The organism is Streptomyces sp. AK02-01A, assembly GCF_033795305.1.
GTDB lineage: Bacteria > Actinomycetota > Actinomycetes > Streptomycetales > Streptomycetaceae > Streptomyces.
The window spans coordinates 1-16,529 of the sequence record NZ_JARBAE010000028.1 but is presented as its reverse complement, the minus strand read 5'-3'; the positions used below and the strand labels follow the sequence as shown (position 1 = coordinate 16,529).

Below are 16,529 nucleotides of genomic sequence, written 5' to 3'. Positions count from 1 at the left end.
AGAACAGCCGACCGACGACTCCCGGTAAGCCTGGGCAGGAGCCCGCGTCCGAGCGCTCCCCCCGGGCGGCCCGGCCCGGATGCATCGGTCTTCGCTCACTGGTCCCGGCGGCGTACTCCCACCACCGCGATCGCGGCGGCGACAAGCGCCCAGACCGCGTACACGGTCCACGCTCCGGTCAGCGTCCACGGGTACGCGGCCGGGCGGTCGCCTGCCTGGACCAGACGCAGCCATGCCTCGAAGGGCATCGCGTGCGCGACGACGGCCGTTGTATACCGGCCGTCACTGACGGCCAGGGGCAGCACCATGAGCAGCACCACCACGGCGATCACGGCGGCCGCGCCGCGCCGGAGGAGCACGCCGAGAGCCATCCCGATGAGTGCGGCCAACGGCGACAGCAGCGTGGACGCCACGACGACGCGCAGAGCGCCCGGGTGACTGAACGGGACGCCCGCGTGCCGCCCGGACAGGATCGCCTGGGTCAGACCGAACGAGGTCCCGGCGACCGCCGCACCGAACAGGGTCATGACCGCGGTGACCACACACGCTTTGGCCGCCATCACCGACGCCCTGGCCGGCACGGCCGTGAACGTGGTGCGGATCAGTCCGCTGCCGTATTCGCCGGTGATCGCGACGGCGCCGATGGCACCGGTGGCGAGCAGCAGGACCATGCCCGCGTTCGTCGTGAAGGCGTCCCCGAGCGCCAGGCCGTCGGAGACGAAGGCGGCCCGGGAACGCACGTCGTACTCGTACCAGTAGCGGTAGTGGTCGTAGGCGGCGCCCCCGTTGAACGCGATGACCGCCAGTGCGCTGATCGCGTACATCCAGGCGGTCGAGCGCAGTGACCACAGCTTGATCCACTCGGCGGCTATGAGGTCGCGGAACCGGGCGGCGGGCACACCGACGGTCGGAACAGCCGCTGTGGTCATCGGCGGTCTCCTGCGAGATATTCGGCGCTGTCCGCGGTGAGTTGCATGAACGCCTCCTCCAGGAAGGCCCCGCGAGCGGTCAGTTCGTGCAACAGGACGCGATGCTGGAGGGCGAGTTCACCGATCCGGGCCGCGGTCAGTCCGGTCACCGTGAGGAGACCGTCGCGGTCCACACGTACCGCACCGCCTTCCGCGGTCAGCGGATCCGTAAGCGCCCCCGGGTCGGGGGTGCGCACGGTCACGCTCGCCCCGGTGGCCCGTGCCGCGAAATCCGTCAAGCTCTGAGCCGCGATCAGCTCTCCCCGGCCGATGACGACGAGGTGGTCGGCGGTGTGCTCCATCTCGGACATCAGATGGCTGGAGATGAACACGGTACGTCCCTCGGCGGCCAGCCTCCTGAAGAGGCCACGTACCCACTGCACACCCTCCGGGTCAAGGCCGTTGAGCGGCTCGTCGAACAGCAGAACCGGCGGATCGCCGAGCAGGGTGCCCGCGATTCCGAGGCGTTGCTTCATCCCGAGTGAGAACCCGCCGATCGCGCGCCGTGCGGCTCCGGCCAGTCCGACCTCCCGCAGTACGTCGTCCACCCGGCCCTGTGGGATGCGGTTGCTGCGGGCCAGTGCGGACAGATGCGCTCTCGCGGAGCGCCCGCCGTGCACGTCACCCGCGTCGAGAAGGGCGCCCACCTGACGCAACCCGCGCGGGCGGTCCCGGAACGGGCGGCCGTCAATGGTGGCGGTACCGCTGGTGGGGTCGTTGAGCCCGAGGATCATCCGCAGCGTGGTGCTCTTGCCGGCGCCGTTCGGCCCGAGGAAGCCGGTGACGTGCCCGGGGCGAACGGTGAAGGTCAGGCCGTTGACGGCGGTGGTCCCGCCATATCGTTTCGTCAGTTCGTTGACTTCGATCACTCCGCCAACGCTCCCGTGTACCACCGCGGTTGACATCCCACCGGGGGCGCGCATTCGCCGGGCACCCGACGACCGTGGTTGTACACCCACGGTCCGATGCCCGGCGAAGCACCGGTGGCTACGATCGGCGTATGCACGCCACGCCGCCTCTTCCGCTGTTGAAACGCGTGCCGCCGGAAGTCTGGACGGCGGCGACCTGGTGTCTGTCGACGGTCTCCCTGGTGCGTGGGTATCTCGGGATTCCGGGTATGCCGCAAGGTCTGCCGCCACTGACGCCCGTGGACTGGACGCTGCTGGCCGCGGCCACCGCCATGGCACTGGACGGCAGCAGACTGCTGCGCCGCCGGCCGCTCATCGCCCTCGCTCTGCTGCTCGCCGGTTCGCTCACGGCAGCGCTGGCGCTGAATTCGGTGTTGCTCTCACAGGTGCACTATCTGGCAGCCGGCATCGCCCTGGGATTCGTCGTGGCGACTCGGCCGAGCCGGACCCGTCTTGTCGCCTTCGTCATGACGCTCGGGGTGGTGCCCGGCTACGCTCTCATCCGGTCACTGCTCGGACTTCCCCTCTCCTACCCCAACGATCTCGCCGACGGCAATTGGACCGGGTGGCTGCCCTTCTCCTTGATGGCGGTCGTCGCCTGGTTGATCGGGAACTCGACGCGACAGACCCGCGAGTACGCGGCGCGGCTCGGCGCCCAGGCCACGGCGCAGGCGGTCACCGCGGAACGGCTGCGGATCGCACGCGAGCTGCATGACATGGTTGCGCACAGCATCGGCATCATCGCCCTGCAGGCCGGTGCGGCGGCCCGGGTCATCGACACCCAGCCGGCCGGAGCGCGGGAGGCGATGACGGCGGTGGAGCTGGCGGGCCGGGAAACACTGTCGGGACTGCGGCGGATGCTCGGCGCGCTCCGTGAGGCCGACCCGGCGCAGCGATCGGAGGGGATCCCGCTCAGTCCGGCCGCGGGTCTGGTCGACATCGACCGGCTGGCCGCCGCGACGACGGCTGCCGGTGTCCGGGTCGAGGTGCGGTGGCGGGGCGAACGTCGCCCGCTGCCACCGGAGATCGAGCTGTCGGCGTTCCGCATCGTCCAGGAGTCGGTCGCCAACGTGGTGCGCCACGCGGGCGCCCCTTCCTGCCTGGTGTCCATCGACCACGGCGACGAGGAACTGTCGATCGAGGTCGTGGACAGCGGCCTCGGCCGGGGCGCGTCGTCGGGCGCCGGGTACGGTCTGGTCGGGATGCGCGAACGGGTCGGCCTGCTGCACGGTGCCTTCACCGCCGGACCGCGTCCCGAAGGTGGTTTCCAGGTGACCGCCCGGCTGCCCGTACCGGCGGGAACCCGATGACCATCCGGGTGGTACTCGCCGACGACCAGCCGCTGGTCCGTACCGCTCTGCGGCTGGTCATCACCGATGTCGCCGACATCGACGTGGTCGGCGAGGCCGGCAGCGGAGCGGAGGCGGTCCAGTTGGCCGGGACCGTCGCGCCCGACATCGTGGTGATGGACATCCGGATGCCGGACGTGGACGGTATCGAGGCCACCCGGCTGATCACCTCGGGAGCAGGTACCGCGCGTGTACTCGTCCTGACGACATTCGACGACGACGATTACGTCTACGGCGCGCTGCGCGCCGGCGCGTCCGGATTCCTGGTCAAGGACATGGGGTTGGACGACATTCTGGCGGCGGTTCGGGTGGTCGCCGCCGGGGACGCCCTGATCGCACCGAGCGTCACCCGCCGCCTGATCGAGGAGTTCGCCCGCCGCCCGGAGCCGGCGGTTCCGCGAGTGATCGACGGCATCACCGAACGCGAACGGGAAGTGCTGACGCTCGTCGGGCGCGGCAGGTCCAACACCGAGGTCGCCGGAGAGCTGTTCATCAGTGTGGCCACCGTCAAGACCTATGTGACCAGGCTGCTCACCAAGCTGGATGCCCGGGACCGGGTCCAGCTCGTCATCATCGCCCACGAGGTAGGTCTGGTGGGGCGGTCGCGGTGAGCGGGAACAGGCCTCAGACGTCCCACGGGTCGGCGAAGGCCCTCCGCGCGGCCTCGTTTTCAGCCGCGCGGAGGGCCGCCGTCGTGTGAGACGCCGGTGTGGACGGGGGTTACCGCTTCTCGCGCAGCGAGTGCAGGTGGTCGGCCGACTTCCGGGCGAACGCGACCGAGTCGACCGGACTGTCGTGCTCGACCTGCCAGTGGTGGTTCGGCCGGCCGCCGCGGGTCTTGTTCACCGCCGAGATGAACCTCTTGTAGTCGATCTCTCCGTCGCCGACGTCGACCATGTCGTATCCGTCACGGGCGGCCTCGTTGTGCGTGCCGTCCTTGACATGGAAGAGCGGATAGCGGTCCGGCTGCTTCAGCACATAGTCCAGCGGCTCGAAGGGACGAGGCTTGCCCTCGACGGTCTTGCTGAAGCGGAACTGGCCGGTGTACGCCCAGTAGATGTCCATCTCCAGATAGACCAGGTGAGGGTCGGTCTCGGCCAGCAGCACGTCGTACAGGCGGACGTCCGGCCGGTCGGTGGCGAAGGAGAACTCCTCGCCGTGGTTGTGCTGGTAGAACTTCATGCCGCGCTTCTTCGCCGCGGCTCCGTAGGTGTTGAAGTCGTCGGCCGCCCGCTTCCAGGCGTCGACGGTGGAGCCGTAGCGGAACGGTCCCGAGGCGGTGCCGATGTGCTTCAGACCGAGAGTCTGGGCATCGTCGAGAACCTGTTCGAGGTTCTGCGCGAAGCTGTAGGCGTTGGGGTTGTTGTCGTCGTAGTAGTTGACGTGGCTGCCAATGCCGTTGAGGCCGTGGTCGCGCGCCAGCCGCCGCAACTGGGGCAGCGTGATCTCCCCGGTGCCCTGGGTGTAGCCGGCGTACTCGACCTCGTCGTAGCCGAAGCGCTCCAGCTCCTCGAAGACCTTGGCGAAGCCGAGTTCGGCGACCTTGTCGCGCAGCGAGTAGAGCTGGATGCCGAGACGGCCGGGCGTCAGGACGGGCTCGGTCCTGCCGTGTCCGTGTCCGTGGTCGTGTCCGTGGCCGTGGCCCTTCCCGTGGCCCTTGCCATTGGCCGCGGCGGGGACGGCGGACAGGCCCAGCAGTGCGGCGGCGCCGGTGCCTGCGGCGACACCGAGCATGTTGCGCCTGCTGAGCTTGTGGGCCAGCTCGGCGTCGACGGACTTCTTGCGGCTCATGTACGGAACTCCTTTTGTCAGTGCAGTCCTGCAAGCTGGAGGAGCAGGGATTTCACATCGGTGGCCGCTACGCGGTCACCGACGGCGCGGGGGGTGGAACACAGGATGAGCGGACCTTCTTCGTCGCTCGCGGGAAGGCGGCCATGGCTGCCGCGAATAGGTGAGGGGTCGAGCGGGACGACCGCGAGGCGGTAGCGCATACCGAGCTTCTTGCGGGCGATCGCCTTGGCCGCCTTGAGGCGCACATACGGATCGAGCGGGTCCATGAAGAGCTCCACCGGGTCGTAGCCCGGTTTGCGGTGGATCTCGACGAGCTGCGCGAAGTCGGGAGCCCGTTCGTCGTCGAGCCAGTAGTAGTAGGTGAACCAGGCGTCCGGTTCGGCGACGGCCACCAGTTCGCCGGAGCGCGGATGGTCCAGGCCGTGGCTCTTCTTGCCCTCGTCGTCCAGGATCTCGTCGATGCCCGGGAGGTCCGCGAGCGCCTCGCGAGTGGCGTCGAGATCCTCCGGACGCCGCACATACACATGCGCGAGCTGATGGTCGGAGACCGCGAAGGCGCGGGAGGCCATCGGGTCGAGATACTCCATGCCGTCCTGGGTGTGGACCTCCAGCAGCCCGGCCCGGCGCAGCGCCCGGTTGATGTCGACCGGACGTGAGACCCGGGTGATGCCGTACTCGGAGAGCGCGACGACGGTACGGCCCTCGGCCCTGGCGTCGTCGAGCAGCGGTGCCATGGCCGTGTCGAGCTCGGCGGCGGCCCGGTGGGAGCGAGGGTCGTCGGGGCCGTAGCGCTGGAGGTCGTAGTCGAGATGCGGCAGGTAGCACAGGGCCAGATCGGGCCGGCGGGTGTCGATGATGTGGCGGGTGGCGTCGATGATCCACTGCGAGGAGACGATGTCGGCGCCGGGGCCCCAGAAGTGGAAGAGCGGGAACGTACCGAGCTTCTCGGTGAGTTCGTCGTGCAGCGACGGCGGGCGGGTGTAGCAGTCGGGTTCCTTGCGTCCGTCGGCGTAGTAGACGGGGCGGGGCGTGACGGTGAAGTCGGTGTCCGCGCCCATCGCGTACCACCAGCAGACATTGGCGACGGTGTAGCCGGGATGGACCCGGCGGGCCGCGTCCCACAGCTTGTCGCCGGAGACAAGACCGTTGTGCTGGCGCCACAGCAGCACGTCGCCCAGCTCGCGGAAGTACCAGCCGTTGCCGACGATGCCGTGCTCGGCGGGCAGCGTCCCGGTGAGAAAGGTGGACTGCGCGCTACAGGTGACGGCGGGCAGGACGGTGCTCAGCGGGGCCTGGGAGCCGGCGCCGGCCAGCTTCTGGAGGTTCGGCATATGAGGCAGGAGCTGGGGCGTGAGTCCGACGACATCGATGACCAGCAGTGGGGTCGGGCTCGCGGTCATGGCAGCTCCTTCAGGCCGAGGTCGACCAGCAGGTCGCGGGCCAGGGTGAGTTCGGCGGCGATCCCGTCGGCGAGCTGCCCGCGCGAGCGCGGGCGCAGCTCCGGCGGGAGCGCCTGCCAGGTGTATGTCTCGACCTCCAGATGACGGGTCCGCGGTTCGGCCCGGCCGACGAGCCGGGTCAGCGCGTCCTGGAGTACGGGAAGGGTGGAGGTCAGCGGCGGTGCGGGCGGGGCGTGCAGCGGGACGTGGAAGTGCGAGCGCCAGGGCGTGTCGTCGGGCAGCGCGCCGCCGCCGAGGGCCTCGTCCAGGTCGTCGGTGCCGTGCAGCCCGGTGGCCGTGCGCGCGCGGGTCTGGTGGAGGAAGCGTGGTTCGGCGAAGGCGCCGAGGGCCGCGCGTACCTCGGGCCGGTGCGGCTGCTCGGCGTGCAGGGCCGCGGAGAGCTGGGCCTTGGGAATGGAGATGTGTGCCGCTTCCAGCGCGTCCAGTGCGGTGGCCGGGTCCTCGAAGGAGGTCGCGAGATGGCAGGTGTCGACACAGATGCCGATGCGGTCGCTGGCGATGTCGGTGAGCGGCCGGATCGCGTCGGCGGTGGTCTCGACGGTGCAGCCCGGTTCCGGTTCCAGAGCGATCCGGATGGACTTGCCGGTCAGCTCCTCCAGTGCGTCGAGCCGCTCGGCGAGTGTGGTCAGCGCCGCCTGGGCGGTGCGGGCCGAGGCGTCGTCGAACGCGGTGCGCCAGGCGAGCGGAAGGGTCGAGACGGAGCCCTCGGTGACATCGTCGGGCAGCAGCGCGGCCAGCAGCCGGGCCAGGTCGCTGGTGTGGGCGAGCCGCTCGGGGTCGGCCCAGTCCGGTTTGTAGACGCGGTACTTGACCTCTTCGGCGCCGAAGCCCTCGTACGGGAAGCCGTTGAGAGTGACGACCTCAAGGCCTCGCCGGTCCAGTTCGGCGCGCAGGCCGCGCAGTACCGAGGGATCGTTGATCAGCGTCCTGGCGGCGTTCTTGGCGAGCCACAGGCCGATGCCGAGGCGGTCCCGGCCGAGTCGCCTGCGTACCGGCTCGCAGTGGTCGCGAAGCTGGGCGAGGACACCGTCGAGGTTCTCGGCGGGATGGACGTTGGTGCAGTACGAGAGGTGGACGGTGGAGCCGTCGGGATGGCGGAAGCGCATGGCCTCACTCCCCGCCGCGGAGGATGGAGTTGCCCTCGTGGAGGGCCTCCGGCGCGGGGACGTCGAGCTGGAGTCTGCCGCTGAGTCCGTAGAAGGAGACGGGATTGCGCCACAGGACCTGGTCGACGTCGTCCTCGCCGAAGCCGGCGGCGAGCATCGCGTCTCCGACCTTGCGGGTCTTGAGCGGGTCGCTCTTGCCCCAGTCGGCCGCCGAGTTCACCAGTACCTTCTCGGTGCCGTACGCCTTGAGGACGGCGACCATGCGGTCCTCGTCCATCTTGGTGTCCGGATAGATGGAGAAACCGAGCCAGCTTCCGCTCTCCGCGGCGTCCTTGACGGTCGTCTCGTTGAGATGGTCGAGCACGACGCGGTCCGGCGCGAGCGCCGACTCGCGTACGACGTCGATGGTGCGGCGCAGGCCGGACAGTTTGTCGCGGTGCGGCGTGTGGACGAGCGCGGGCAGTCCGTGGTCGGCGGCGAGCTGGAGCTGGGCGGCGAGCGCGGTGTCCTCGGCCGGGGTCATGGAGTCGTAGCCGATCTCGCCGACGGCGACGACGGAGTCCTTGACGAGATAGCGGGGCAGCTCGTCGAGGACCGGAGCGCAGCGCGGGTCGTTCGCCTCTTTGGGATTGAGCGCGAGCGTGCAGTGGTGGGCGATGCCGTACTGCGCGGCGCGGAACTGCTCCCAGCCGAGCAGCGCGTCGAAGTAGTCGAAGAAACTCTCCGGCGAGGTGCGCGGCTGGCCGAGCCAGAAGGAGGGCTCGACGAGGGCGCGGACTCCGGAGGCGTACATCGCCTGGTAGTCGTCCGTGGTGCGGGAGGTCATATGGATGTGGGGGTCGAAGATGCGCATCAGGACTCCTCGCCGGTCAGATTCAGTGCGTGGTGCAGGTCGGCGGGTACGGATCGGCCGGCCGCGGTGCGTTCGGCCGCGAAGTCGGCCAGCATCCGGGCCAGTTCGGCATCTCCGTGGGCACGCTCCGTCAGGCCGTCGACGGCGTCGAGCGGCACTCCTGTGAAGAGGCATTTGAGGATGGCGTGCCGCCAGGCGTGCGGGTCGAGGTGGGCCGCCGCGTAGGGACCGACGGCGGCGGCGACCAGCCGGGTGTCATTGGTCCGCAGCGCGTCCTCGGTCAGCGGCAGCGCGTCGGGTCCTGTGACGAGGCGCGGCAGGGCGAGCAGTACGGCGCGGCGTTCGGCGGCGGTGCCCCGGTGGTAGAGCCGGGTGAGGACGGCGAGATCGGCGCGCGCCTCCTGGAGCAGCAGGACGCGTACGGAGTCGACCGTGTCGGCGGACGGCCCGCAGTGGCGTCCGGCGGCGGCGAAACTCAGCTCCCAGCCGGCGAAGGCAACGTTGTCGTCGCCTTCACCGGCCACGGCCTCGGCGAGCGCGCGGTCGAGCCAGGATCTGGCGGCCGGATCGAGCCGCGGGGAGAGCTCCTCGCGGGTGGGGGTCATGCCGGTGCTCCCTTCGTGCGGAGGAAGTCCAGGGAGGTGCGGGCCAGTTCGGGCCCGGCGTGCGAGTGGCGCGGCAGTTCGACCACGGTCAGTCCCTGGTAGCCGGTGGCGGCCAGCGCGTCGAGCACCGGCGGGAAGTCGATCTCGCCGTCTCCGAACGGAAGGTGCTCGTGGACACCGCGCCGCATGTCCTCGATCTGCACATGCCGCAGCCAGGGCGCGGCCTCCCGGACGCAGTCGGCGGGCGGGGCCGGCTCCAGGCACTGGCAGTGGCCGATGTCGAGAGTGAGGCCGAGCGGTCCCGGATCGCCGAGGCGCTCTCTGAGCTGGTGGAAGCCGGCCAGGTCGGAGACGAGATGGCCGGGCTCGGGCTCGACGGCGAGCGGGACACCGGCGGCTTCCGCGGCGTCGAGGACCGGGCTCATCGCCTCTTCGAGCCGCTTCCAGGCGGTCTCGGTGTCGGTGCCCGCCGGAGTGATACCGCTGAAGCAGTGCACGGCGTGCGCGCCCAGATCCGCGCCGACCCGGACAGCCGTGATCAGCAGCCGGGTGCGGGCGGCGCGGCCGTCGGGGTCCGGATCGAGCAGCGAGGGCCCGTGCTTGCGGCGCGGGTCGAGCACATAGCGGGCGCCGGTCTCGACGGTGACGCCGAGTCCCAGGTCCGCCAGCAGCCGGGCGACCCGCTGGGTGCGGGCGGCGAGTTCCGGGGCCATGGGGTCGAGATGCATATGGTCGAGCGTCAGTCCGACTCCGTCGTAACCGAGATCGGCGAGCAGCCGGAGCGCGTCGTCGAGCCGCAGATCGGTCAGCCCGTTGGTGCCGTAGCCGAAACGCAGGCTCATGTCGGGCTCACTTTCCTGGCGAGTGCGCGGGCGAGAGGTACGAGCGCCATGACACCGAGCCCGACACCGGCCGCACCGCCGCGCGCGGCGAGCGCCGCCTGCAGCGGGATCATGGCGCGGATCCCACCGCCGACGGCGCGCTGGGTCAGAGGCGGAGACGGATTGAGCGCGGCGTGCAGCAGGGGCCGCGCGGCGGTCCCCACATACACGGCGGAGAGCGCGCCCGCGACGGCCGGGACGCCGGGTCCGGTGCGCCGGCTCACGGCGGAGGCCGGTGGCGCGGGCCTGCGGCCGGCCGCGACGCCCAGGACGGCGGTGGCCGCGAGCGCGGCGAGCGGCGCGGCCGTCGATCCGCCCTGTGCCTCGTGGCGGGAGACGGTGGTGACGGCGACGGTGTGCGCGCCGAGCAGCGACGCCGACGGCAGCGCGGTGCGCGCGCCGCTCCACCGGCCCGGGTCGCGACCGGCCCGCTGTGCGGTGTTTCCCCGGCCCGCTGTCGCCGTCGCGCCGAGCAGCAGGTCGAGTGCCCGGGCCGCACCCATGGCCAGCGGGCCCGCCGGAGTGTGCTTGAGATGGATGTCGTACGCCCAGACGGTGGCCGCCAGCGCCGTGCCCACCGCCAGTGCCGGACGGCCCGCCGCCGCCGCGAGCCCGAGGCCCGCGGCGGTCAGGGCGCCCGCCGCCGCGAGCGCGGCCGGCGGAGAGACACGGCCGGACGGGATCGGGCGGTGCGGGCGGTCGATGGCGTCCTCTTCCCGGTCCGCCCAGTCGTTGAGCGCCATGCCCGCCTCGTAGAGACAGAGCGAGGCGCCCATGGCGAGCGCGGTGCCGCGATGGGGACGCACTCCGAGGGCGGCCGCTCCGGCCAGGGCGTCGCCCGGGACCGTGAACAGGGCGGACACCCGCAGCAGTTCGGCCCAGGCGCGCAGGGTCACCGCGTCTCCTTCAGCCGGTCGGCGAAGGTGAGAAGTACCTCGAACTGTTCGGCGAGCGCGGCCGGACCGCCGTCCGGATCCTTGAAGTAGAAGCCCAGTTCGGGCAGGGGCCCGCTCAGCCCGGCTTCATGGGCGCGGGCCACCAGCCGGGCCAGGTCGAGGACGAGCGGCGCGGCGAGCGCCGAGTCGCAGCCCTGCCAGATCGTCTGGAGGATCATCCGGGAGCCGAGGAAGCCGTCGAAGGCGATGTGGTCCCACGCGGTCTTCCAGTCGCCGAGCGCCGGAACGTCGTCGATATGGACCTCGCCCTCCGGGGCGGTGCCCAGGGTGTCGGCGAGGACGCGTTCCTTGCCGGCGTTCTTGGCCGCCGCGGCGGCCGGGTCGGCCAGCGCCGCTCCGTCCCCGCCGCCCAGCAGGTTCGTGCCCGACCAGGCGCGTACGGTCAGGGCCCGCTGGACGAACATCGGAGCGAGCACGGAACGGAGCAGCGTCTGGCCTGTCTTGCCGTCGCGGCCGGCGTGGGGAAGTCCGGCGGCCTCGGCGGCGGCGGTGAGGGCGGCGGTGCGCAGCCCGGTGGACGGAGTGAAGTTGACATAGGAGCAGCCGGCCCGGACGGCGGCCGCCGCGTACAGCGAGCTGGCGGGCAGCCGTGGGTCGTCCGGTGCCGGCTGGGCCTCGGTGGAGGAGACATTGACGACGACCACGCGCGCGACCGCGGTGCGGCGCGCGAAGTCCGTGATGTCGTCGGCGAAGGCGGCGATGAGTTCCTCGTCGCTCCTGGTGTCGCCCTGCTGCGGTCCGCCGGTCCGTATCTCCTGGTCGGCGGTGGTCAGTTCGGCGCTGATCGCCGGGGCCAGGCCGTGCGGCAGCACACCGGCCGCGGTCAGTTCCTCGGCCCGTTTGGGCAGCGGACAGCTCGCCGTGTCATGTCCGCCGAAGACGAGCGAGGAGAGGGCAGGAAGGCCCGACTCCGCGAACGGCGCGGTCTCGGTGACCATGCCCGTCGCGGGGTGGAGCCCGGCGGTGACCGCCGCGCATCCCGCGACGGCCGTGGTGGCGACGGAGCCACGCGCTCCGACGAACCAGATTCCGGTGCGTACTGCAGTCGATTCTTTGGTGACCGTCGTCACGGGCTGCCTCCCTGCCGGTGATGGGGTGGTGGACGGCGGGCGGGGGGTACGGCGCCTCCCCGCCCGCCGTCGTCTGACGGGCCGCCCCTCCTAGTGGTTTCTAGGAGGCGGGCAGCTCCTTGAGCTGGATGTTGCGGTAGGACACCTGGTCGTCGGCGCCATGGTTCTGGATGCCGATGTAACCGTCCGCCAGGCTGCGCGCCGGGTCGGTGTTGGTGAAGTCGTTGATCTTCACGCCGTTCAGGAAGATCTGGAGACGTTCACCCTGGACCCGGATCTCGTAGTTGTTCCACTGCCCCGGAGGCCGCAGAACCTGGTCCCTGGCCTTGATGTTGGCCGACTTGAAGGTGTAGACGGAGCCGGTGGTGCGGTCCGCCGCGTCGGTGGCGTCGATCTGCACCTCGTAGCCCTTGTCCACCGCCGACCACGGATCGTCCGAGGCCGGGAAGCCCACGAACACACCGGTGTTGTCGTCTCCGGCCAGCTTCCAGTCGAGCTTCAGCGAATAGGACTTCAGCTCCTTGGCCTGGTACCAGAGCAGACCCATGCCGCCCTCGGAGCGCAGTTCACCGTCGACGACGTTGAACTTGCCCGGTCCGGCCTGCTTCCAGCCGGCCAGGCTCTTCCCGTTGAAGATGTCCCGGTAGCCGGTGTCGGGCTTGCAGTTGGCCTTGACCTGGCCGGCCGCGTAGCGCAGTCCGCCGAGCAGATGCTCCCGGAAGGGCGCGTCCGCGTAGGACTCCTTGGTGTGGCCGCCGCCGGTGTAGAAGGAGCGACCGCCACCGTAGGTCTGGCACCAGGCGATCGGGTGATCGCCCTTCATGTTGCCGCCCTGGTAGGTGGTCTCGTCCAGCGTGGCGAGGACCTTGGCCTGGGTGCGCGGGTTGGTGCGGTAGTTGTACCACTCGTCGGTGCGCTGCCACTCGTCACCGAGGTGGGCGGTGGCCGGGTTGTCGTGGTCCTCGACCCGCACGGTGGCGGGCTGGATCGCCGGGTGGGAGTCGAAGTACGCGCCCACCAGACCGCCGTAGAAGGACCAGTCGTACTCGGTGTCCGCCGCGGCGTGCACACCCATGTAGCCGCCGCCGGTGGCGACGTAGTTCTCGAACGCCTTCTGCTGGTCGGCGTTGAGGACGTCACCGGTGGTGGAGAGGAAGACCACCGCGTCGTACCGGGCCAGGTTGTTGGTGGTGAACTGGCCGGCCTCCTCGGTGGAGTCGACCGTGATCCCGGTGGTCTTGCCCAGCTCCTTGAGCGCGGCGGTGCCCTGCGGGATCGAGTCGTGGCGGAAGCCGGCGGTCTTCGAGAAGACCAGGACCCGCTTCTCGGTCTTGCCGGGCACGGCCGTGGAGATCTGGAAGTCGTCCAGGTCGTACAGAGCGCCGTCGCCGCCCTTGAAGACCAGGAACAGCTCGGTGGTCTTCGCCGGTACGGAGCGCAGCGGTACGTCGATGTCCTGGAAGATGTCCCAGCTACCGGTGACCGGGATCGGCGCGGAGCCCAGCAGGTTGCCGGTGGCGGAGCCTGTCCTCACCTCAAGGAATCCGCCGGAGCCGCCGGAGGAGACCCGGGCGGTGAGCGTCTTGGACCCCTTCAGGTTGTACGGCGTGAAGGAGATCCAGTCGTCGTTGTTGATGTCGCCGACGGTCTTGCCGCCATTGGCGCTCGCCTTGTCGTAGGTCTTGATGCCGGAGGAGTTGTTGAAGTGCTCGGCCTGCCGGTGACGGGGCTGCAACTGCGCCTGGTCGTGGCTGGTGAGCGCCGCCTGGCCGCCGCCTCCGCCGTCGGTGTACTCGGCGTCGATGACACCGAAGATATTGGCGTTGGGGTCGTGTTCGGCGTCGGCGGGCGCGGTGATGGTGCCTTCGCAGCCGTTCGCCGAGGTGATCGGATGGCCGTGGTTGTCATGGCCCAGGATGTAGCGGACGACGACCTTGGAGCAGTCGATCGCGCCGTCTTCCGGGTCGGTGACGGTGACCTTGAAGGGCAGTGTGTCGCCGAAGTTGAAGAGCGTGCCCTCCGCGGGCAGTTCCAGCGTCACCTTCGGCGCGGTGTTGCCGACGACCACGTGCACGGACGCGGATCCGGTGTGGCCCGTGCCGTCGGAGACGGTGAGGTTCGCGGTGTAGGTGCCGTTCTTCTTGTACGTGTGCGCGGGGTTGGCCTCCGTGGAGGAGGTGCCGTCGCCGAAGTCCCACTCATAGGTGACGGGGTCGCCGTCCGGGTCCTGGGTGCCCGCCGAGGAGAAGGTCACCTTCAGCGGCGACTTGCCGGAGGTCTTGTTCGCGGCCGCCGCGGCGACCGGCGACCGTCCGCCGGTGATGTTCTCGATGCGGTAGACCGCGGAGTGCTCGTCACCGCCGAACCAGGAGAGACCGTAGTCGAGCACATAGAGCGCTCCGTCGGGGCCGAACTCCATGTCCATGACCTGGGTGCCGGACCACGGGAAGTCGTTGATCTTGCTGACCGTGCCGTCCTCGCCCTGCTCGATCCGCTTGATCCACTGGCGGCCGAACTCACCGGCGAAGAAGTCGCCGTCGTAGGCCTCCGGGAACTTCACCGGAGAGTCCAGATCGGCGTCGTAACGGTAGACCGGACCGCCCGTCGGAGACTCGGAGCCGGAGCCGAACTCGGGCACGCTGCCGCCGTCGTACGGGATCCACGCGGCCTGAGCGGCCGGCAGGTCGACCAGGCCGGTGTTGTGCGGCGAGGTGTTCTTGGGCGCGTCGCAGTCGAACGCCGCACCGGAGGTCCCGGTCGCGAAGTCGTAGTCGATGAAGGCGTCGTTGTCGCCGGTGCAGTACGGCCAGCCGAAGTTTCCGGCCTCCGTCACCCGGGCGAACTCCACCTGACCGCCGGGCCCCCGGGTCGGCGACGCCGCGCCCGCGTCGGGGCCGTAGTCACCCACATAGACGATGCCGGTCTTCTGGTCGACCGAGATGCGGAACGGGTTACGGAAGCCCATCGCGTAGATCTCGGGCCGGGTCTTGTCGGTGCCCGGCGCGAAGAGGTTGCCCTCGGGAATCGTGTACGAGCCGTCCTCGGCGACCTTGACGCGCAGGATCTTGCCGCGCAGGTCATTGGAGTTGCCCGCGCTGCGCCGGGCGTCGAACGCCGGGTTGCGGTCGGGCCGTTCGTCGATCGGCGTGTAGCCGTCGGAGGCGAACGGGTTGGTGTCGTCGCCGGTCGACAGATACAGGTTGCCGTCGGCGTCGAAGGCGATGTCGCCGCCGACATGGCAGCAGGTGCCGCGGGAGGTGGCGACGTCGAGGACCTTCTTCTCGCTCGCCTTGTCGAGTGTGCCGTCCTCGTTCAGCGTGAAGCGCGAGAGCCGGTTGTAGCCGTCGAACGGCGCGAAGTCGGCGGCGGAGCCGTTCTCCGGTGCGTCGCCGGCGGGAGTGTTGAGCGTGGGAGCGTAGTAAAGGTAGATCGCCCGGTTCTCGGCGAAGTCGGGGTCGACTCCGACGCCCTGCAGGCCCTCCTCGTCGTGGCTGTAGACCTCCAGCGTGCCGGACACCTTGGTGACTCCGGCGGCGTCGGTGATACGCAGTGTGCCGTCACGCGAGGTGTGCAGCACCTGCCGGTCCGGCAGGACGGCGAGCGACATCGGCTCGCCCACCTCGTCGGCGCCCTTGGCGAGGGTCACCTGCTGGAAGCTTTCCTCCGCGGCCGGTGTCTCCGGGTCATGAGCGGCGGCGGGTACGGCGCTGAGGCTCGCCCCGGCGAGCAGGGCGCCCGTCAGGAGTGCGAGGAGGGATCTGGCTCTGGGGCGTTTTCTGTGCACGAAAGTCCTCCACAATGGGCTGTTCGTACGTGCGGGTTGCCATGGAGCGCGGAGTACCGCGCTCGCCTCCCGGGTGGTGCTCGTCCTGCACCGGGCCCGGGGAAGGTGGCTGCGCCACCGACGTGCGCCGTCACATCGGTGACCACCTATGACCTGTACATCTCAATGGACGGTAGCTGTGTTCGTCCGGGACCGAAAGACCTTGCGCACTGGAGAAGTTGAACTTTTTCCTGCCCCAGGACAAAGCAGCGGATGGTTGTTTTGAGGCTCGGTTCGCCTGTTTTTTGGGGCTCGGTTCGCCTCCGGGGCGCTTTATGCCACTGTCGACGGTCGACCGTGCTCGATTCGCTCGTACCTCACGAACCTCCGCGCGCTCTCCCTTTCGACAGCGGCGCGCCCTTCGGCTCACATACCTCTTTTTTGGGGCTCGGTTCGCCTCCGGGCGCTTTATGCCACTGTCGACGGTCGACCGTGCTCGATTCGCTCGTTCCTCACGAACCTCCGCGCGCTCTCCCTTTCGACAGCGGCGCGCCCTTCGGCTCACTCGCCTCTTTTTTTGGGGCTCGGTTCGCCTCCGGGGCGCTTCAGGTGGTGCCGACGGTCGACCGTGCTCAGGTCGCTCGTTCCTCACGACCCTCCGCGCGCTCTCTCTTTCGACACCACCGCGCCCCTTCGGCTCACTCGCCGGCGGTCGGCAGGAGGCGGACGTACCGGCAGGAGCCGGGCGTCACCGGCGGGAGCCTGACGTGCCGCAGGAGGCGGGCGTCCACCGGCGGGAGGGGGACGGGGGTGCAGGAG

Annotated in this window: 13 protein-coding genes; 2 read left to right on the top strand and 11 right to left on the bottom strand. The window is 70.1% G+C overall.

Annotation, left to right across the window (positions count from 1 at the left end; translation table 11 throughout):
* Positions 1-95: 95 nt before the first annotated feature.
* Complete coding sequence (locus PV679_RS23740) at positions 96-929, bottom strand: ABC transporter permease (RefSeq protein WP_319682396.1); 834 nt, start codon at positions 927-929, stop codon at positions 96-98.
* Positions 926-1,837 (bottom strand): ABC transporter ATP-binding protein, encoded by a 912-nt coding sequence (locus tag PV679_RS23735; protein ID WP_319682395.1) that lies wholly within the window; start codon positions 1,835-1,837, stop codon positions 926-928. The genes PV679_RS23740 and PV679_RS23735 overlap by 4 nt, the downstream gene beginning before the upstream one ends.
* A 131-nt stretch (positions 1,838-1,968) precedes the next feature.
* On the opposite strand from PV679_RS23735, the gene PV679_RS23730 reads away from it, so the two are divergent.
* Both PV679_RS23730 and PV679_RS23725 read left to right on the top strand, forming a co-directional pair.
* The gene (locus tag PV679_RS23730) at positions 1,969-3,186 is read left to right on the top strand and encodes a sensor histidine kinase (RefSeq protein WP_319682394.1); all 1,218 of its coding nucleotides are present in this window, start codon (positions 1,969-1,971) and stop codon (positions 3,184-3,186) included.
* Positions 3,183-3,836 (top strand): response regulator transcription factor, encoded by a 654-nt coding sequence (locus PV679_RS23725; protein ID WP_319682393.1) that lies wholly within the window; start codon positions 3,183-3,185, stop codon positions 3,834-3,836. Before PV679_RS23730 ends, PV679_RS23725 begins: the two co-directional genes overlap by 4 nt.
* Positions 3,837-3,945: 109 nt before the next feature.
* On the opposite strand, the gene PV679_RS23720 is transcribed toward PV679_RS23725, so the two are convergent.
* From PV679_RS23720 to PV679_RS23680, 9 genes are all read right to left on the bottom strand, one after another.
* Positions 3,946-5,016, bottom strand: coding sequence for a sugar phosphate isomerase/epimerase (locus PV679_RS23720; RefSeq protein WP_319682392.1), 1,071 nt, complete (start codon positions 5,014-5,016; stop codon positions 3,946-3,948).
* A 17-nt stretch (positions 5,017-5,033) separates the two neighbouring features.
* Entirely contained in the window at positions 5,034-6,416 is a 1,383-nt protein-coding gene (locus tag PV679_RS23715) for an alkaline phosphatase family protein (protein WP_319682391.1), read from the bottom strand.
* On the bottom strand, positions 6,413-7,582 hold the full coding sequence (eboE, locus tag PV679_RS23710; RefSeq protein WP_319682390.1) for a metabolite traffic protein EboE: 1,170 nt from the start codon (positions 7,580-7,582) through the stop codon (positions 6,413-6,415). Before eboE ends, PV679_RS23715 begins: the two co-directional genes overlap by 4 nt.
* Positions 7,583-7,586: 4 nt before the next feature.
* Entirely contained in the window at positions 7,587-8,435 is an 849-nt protein-coding gene (locus tag PV679_RS23705; protein ID WP_319682389.1) for a TatD family hydrolase, read from the bottom strand.
* Positions 8,435-9,040, bottom strand: a complete 606-nt coding sequence (locus tag PV679_RS23700) for an EboA domain-containing protein (RefSeq protein ID WP_319682388.1) — start codon at positions 9,038-9,040, stop codon at positions 8,435-8,437. Before PV679_RS23700 ends, PV679_RS23705 begins: the two co-directional genes overlap by 1 nt.
* Positions 9,037-9,882 (bottom strand): sugar phosphate isomerase/epimerase family protein, encoded by an 846-nt coding sequence (locus PV679_RS23695; protein WP_319682387.1) that lies wholly within the window; start codon positions 9,880-9,882, stop codon positions 9,037-9,039. The genes PV679_RS23700 and PV679_RS23695 overlap by 4 nt, the downstream gene beginning before the upstream one ends.
* The gene (locus tag PV679_RS23690; RefSeq protein ID WP_319682386.1) at positions 9,879-10,817 is read right to left on the bottom strand and encodes an SCO3242 family prenyltransferase; all 939 of its coding nucleotides are present in this window, start codon (positions 10,815-10,817) and stop codon (positions 9,879-9,881) included. The genes PV679_RS23695 and PV679_RS23690 overlap by 4 nt, the downstream gene beginning before the upstream one ends.
* Positions 10,814-11,947: an inositol-3-phosphate synthase gene (locus PV679_RS23685; protein ID WP_319682385.1), complete on the bottom strand. Its 1,134-nt coding sequence runs from the start codon at positions 11,945-11,947 to the stop codon at positions 10,814-10,816. The genes PV679_RS23690 and PV679_RS23685 overlap by 4 nt, the downstream gene beginning before the upstream one ends.
* 100 nt (positions 11,948-12,047) lie before the next feature.
* Complete coding sequence (locus tag PV679_RS23680; RefSeq protein ID WP_319682384.1) at positions 12,048-15,731, bottom strand: ThuA domain-containing protein; 3,684 nt, start codon at positions 15,729-15,731, stop codon at positions 12,048-12,050.
* Positions 15,732-16,529 lie beyond the last annotated feature (798 nt).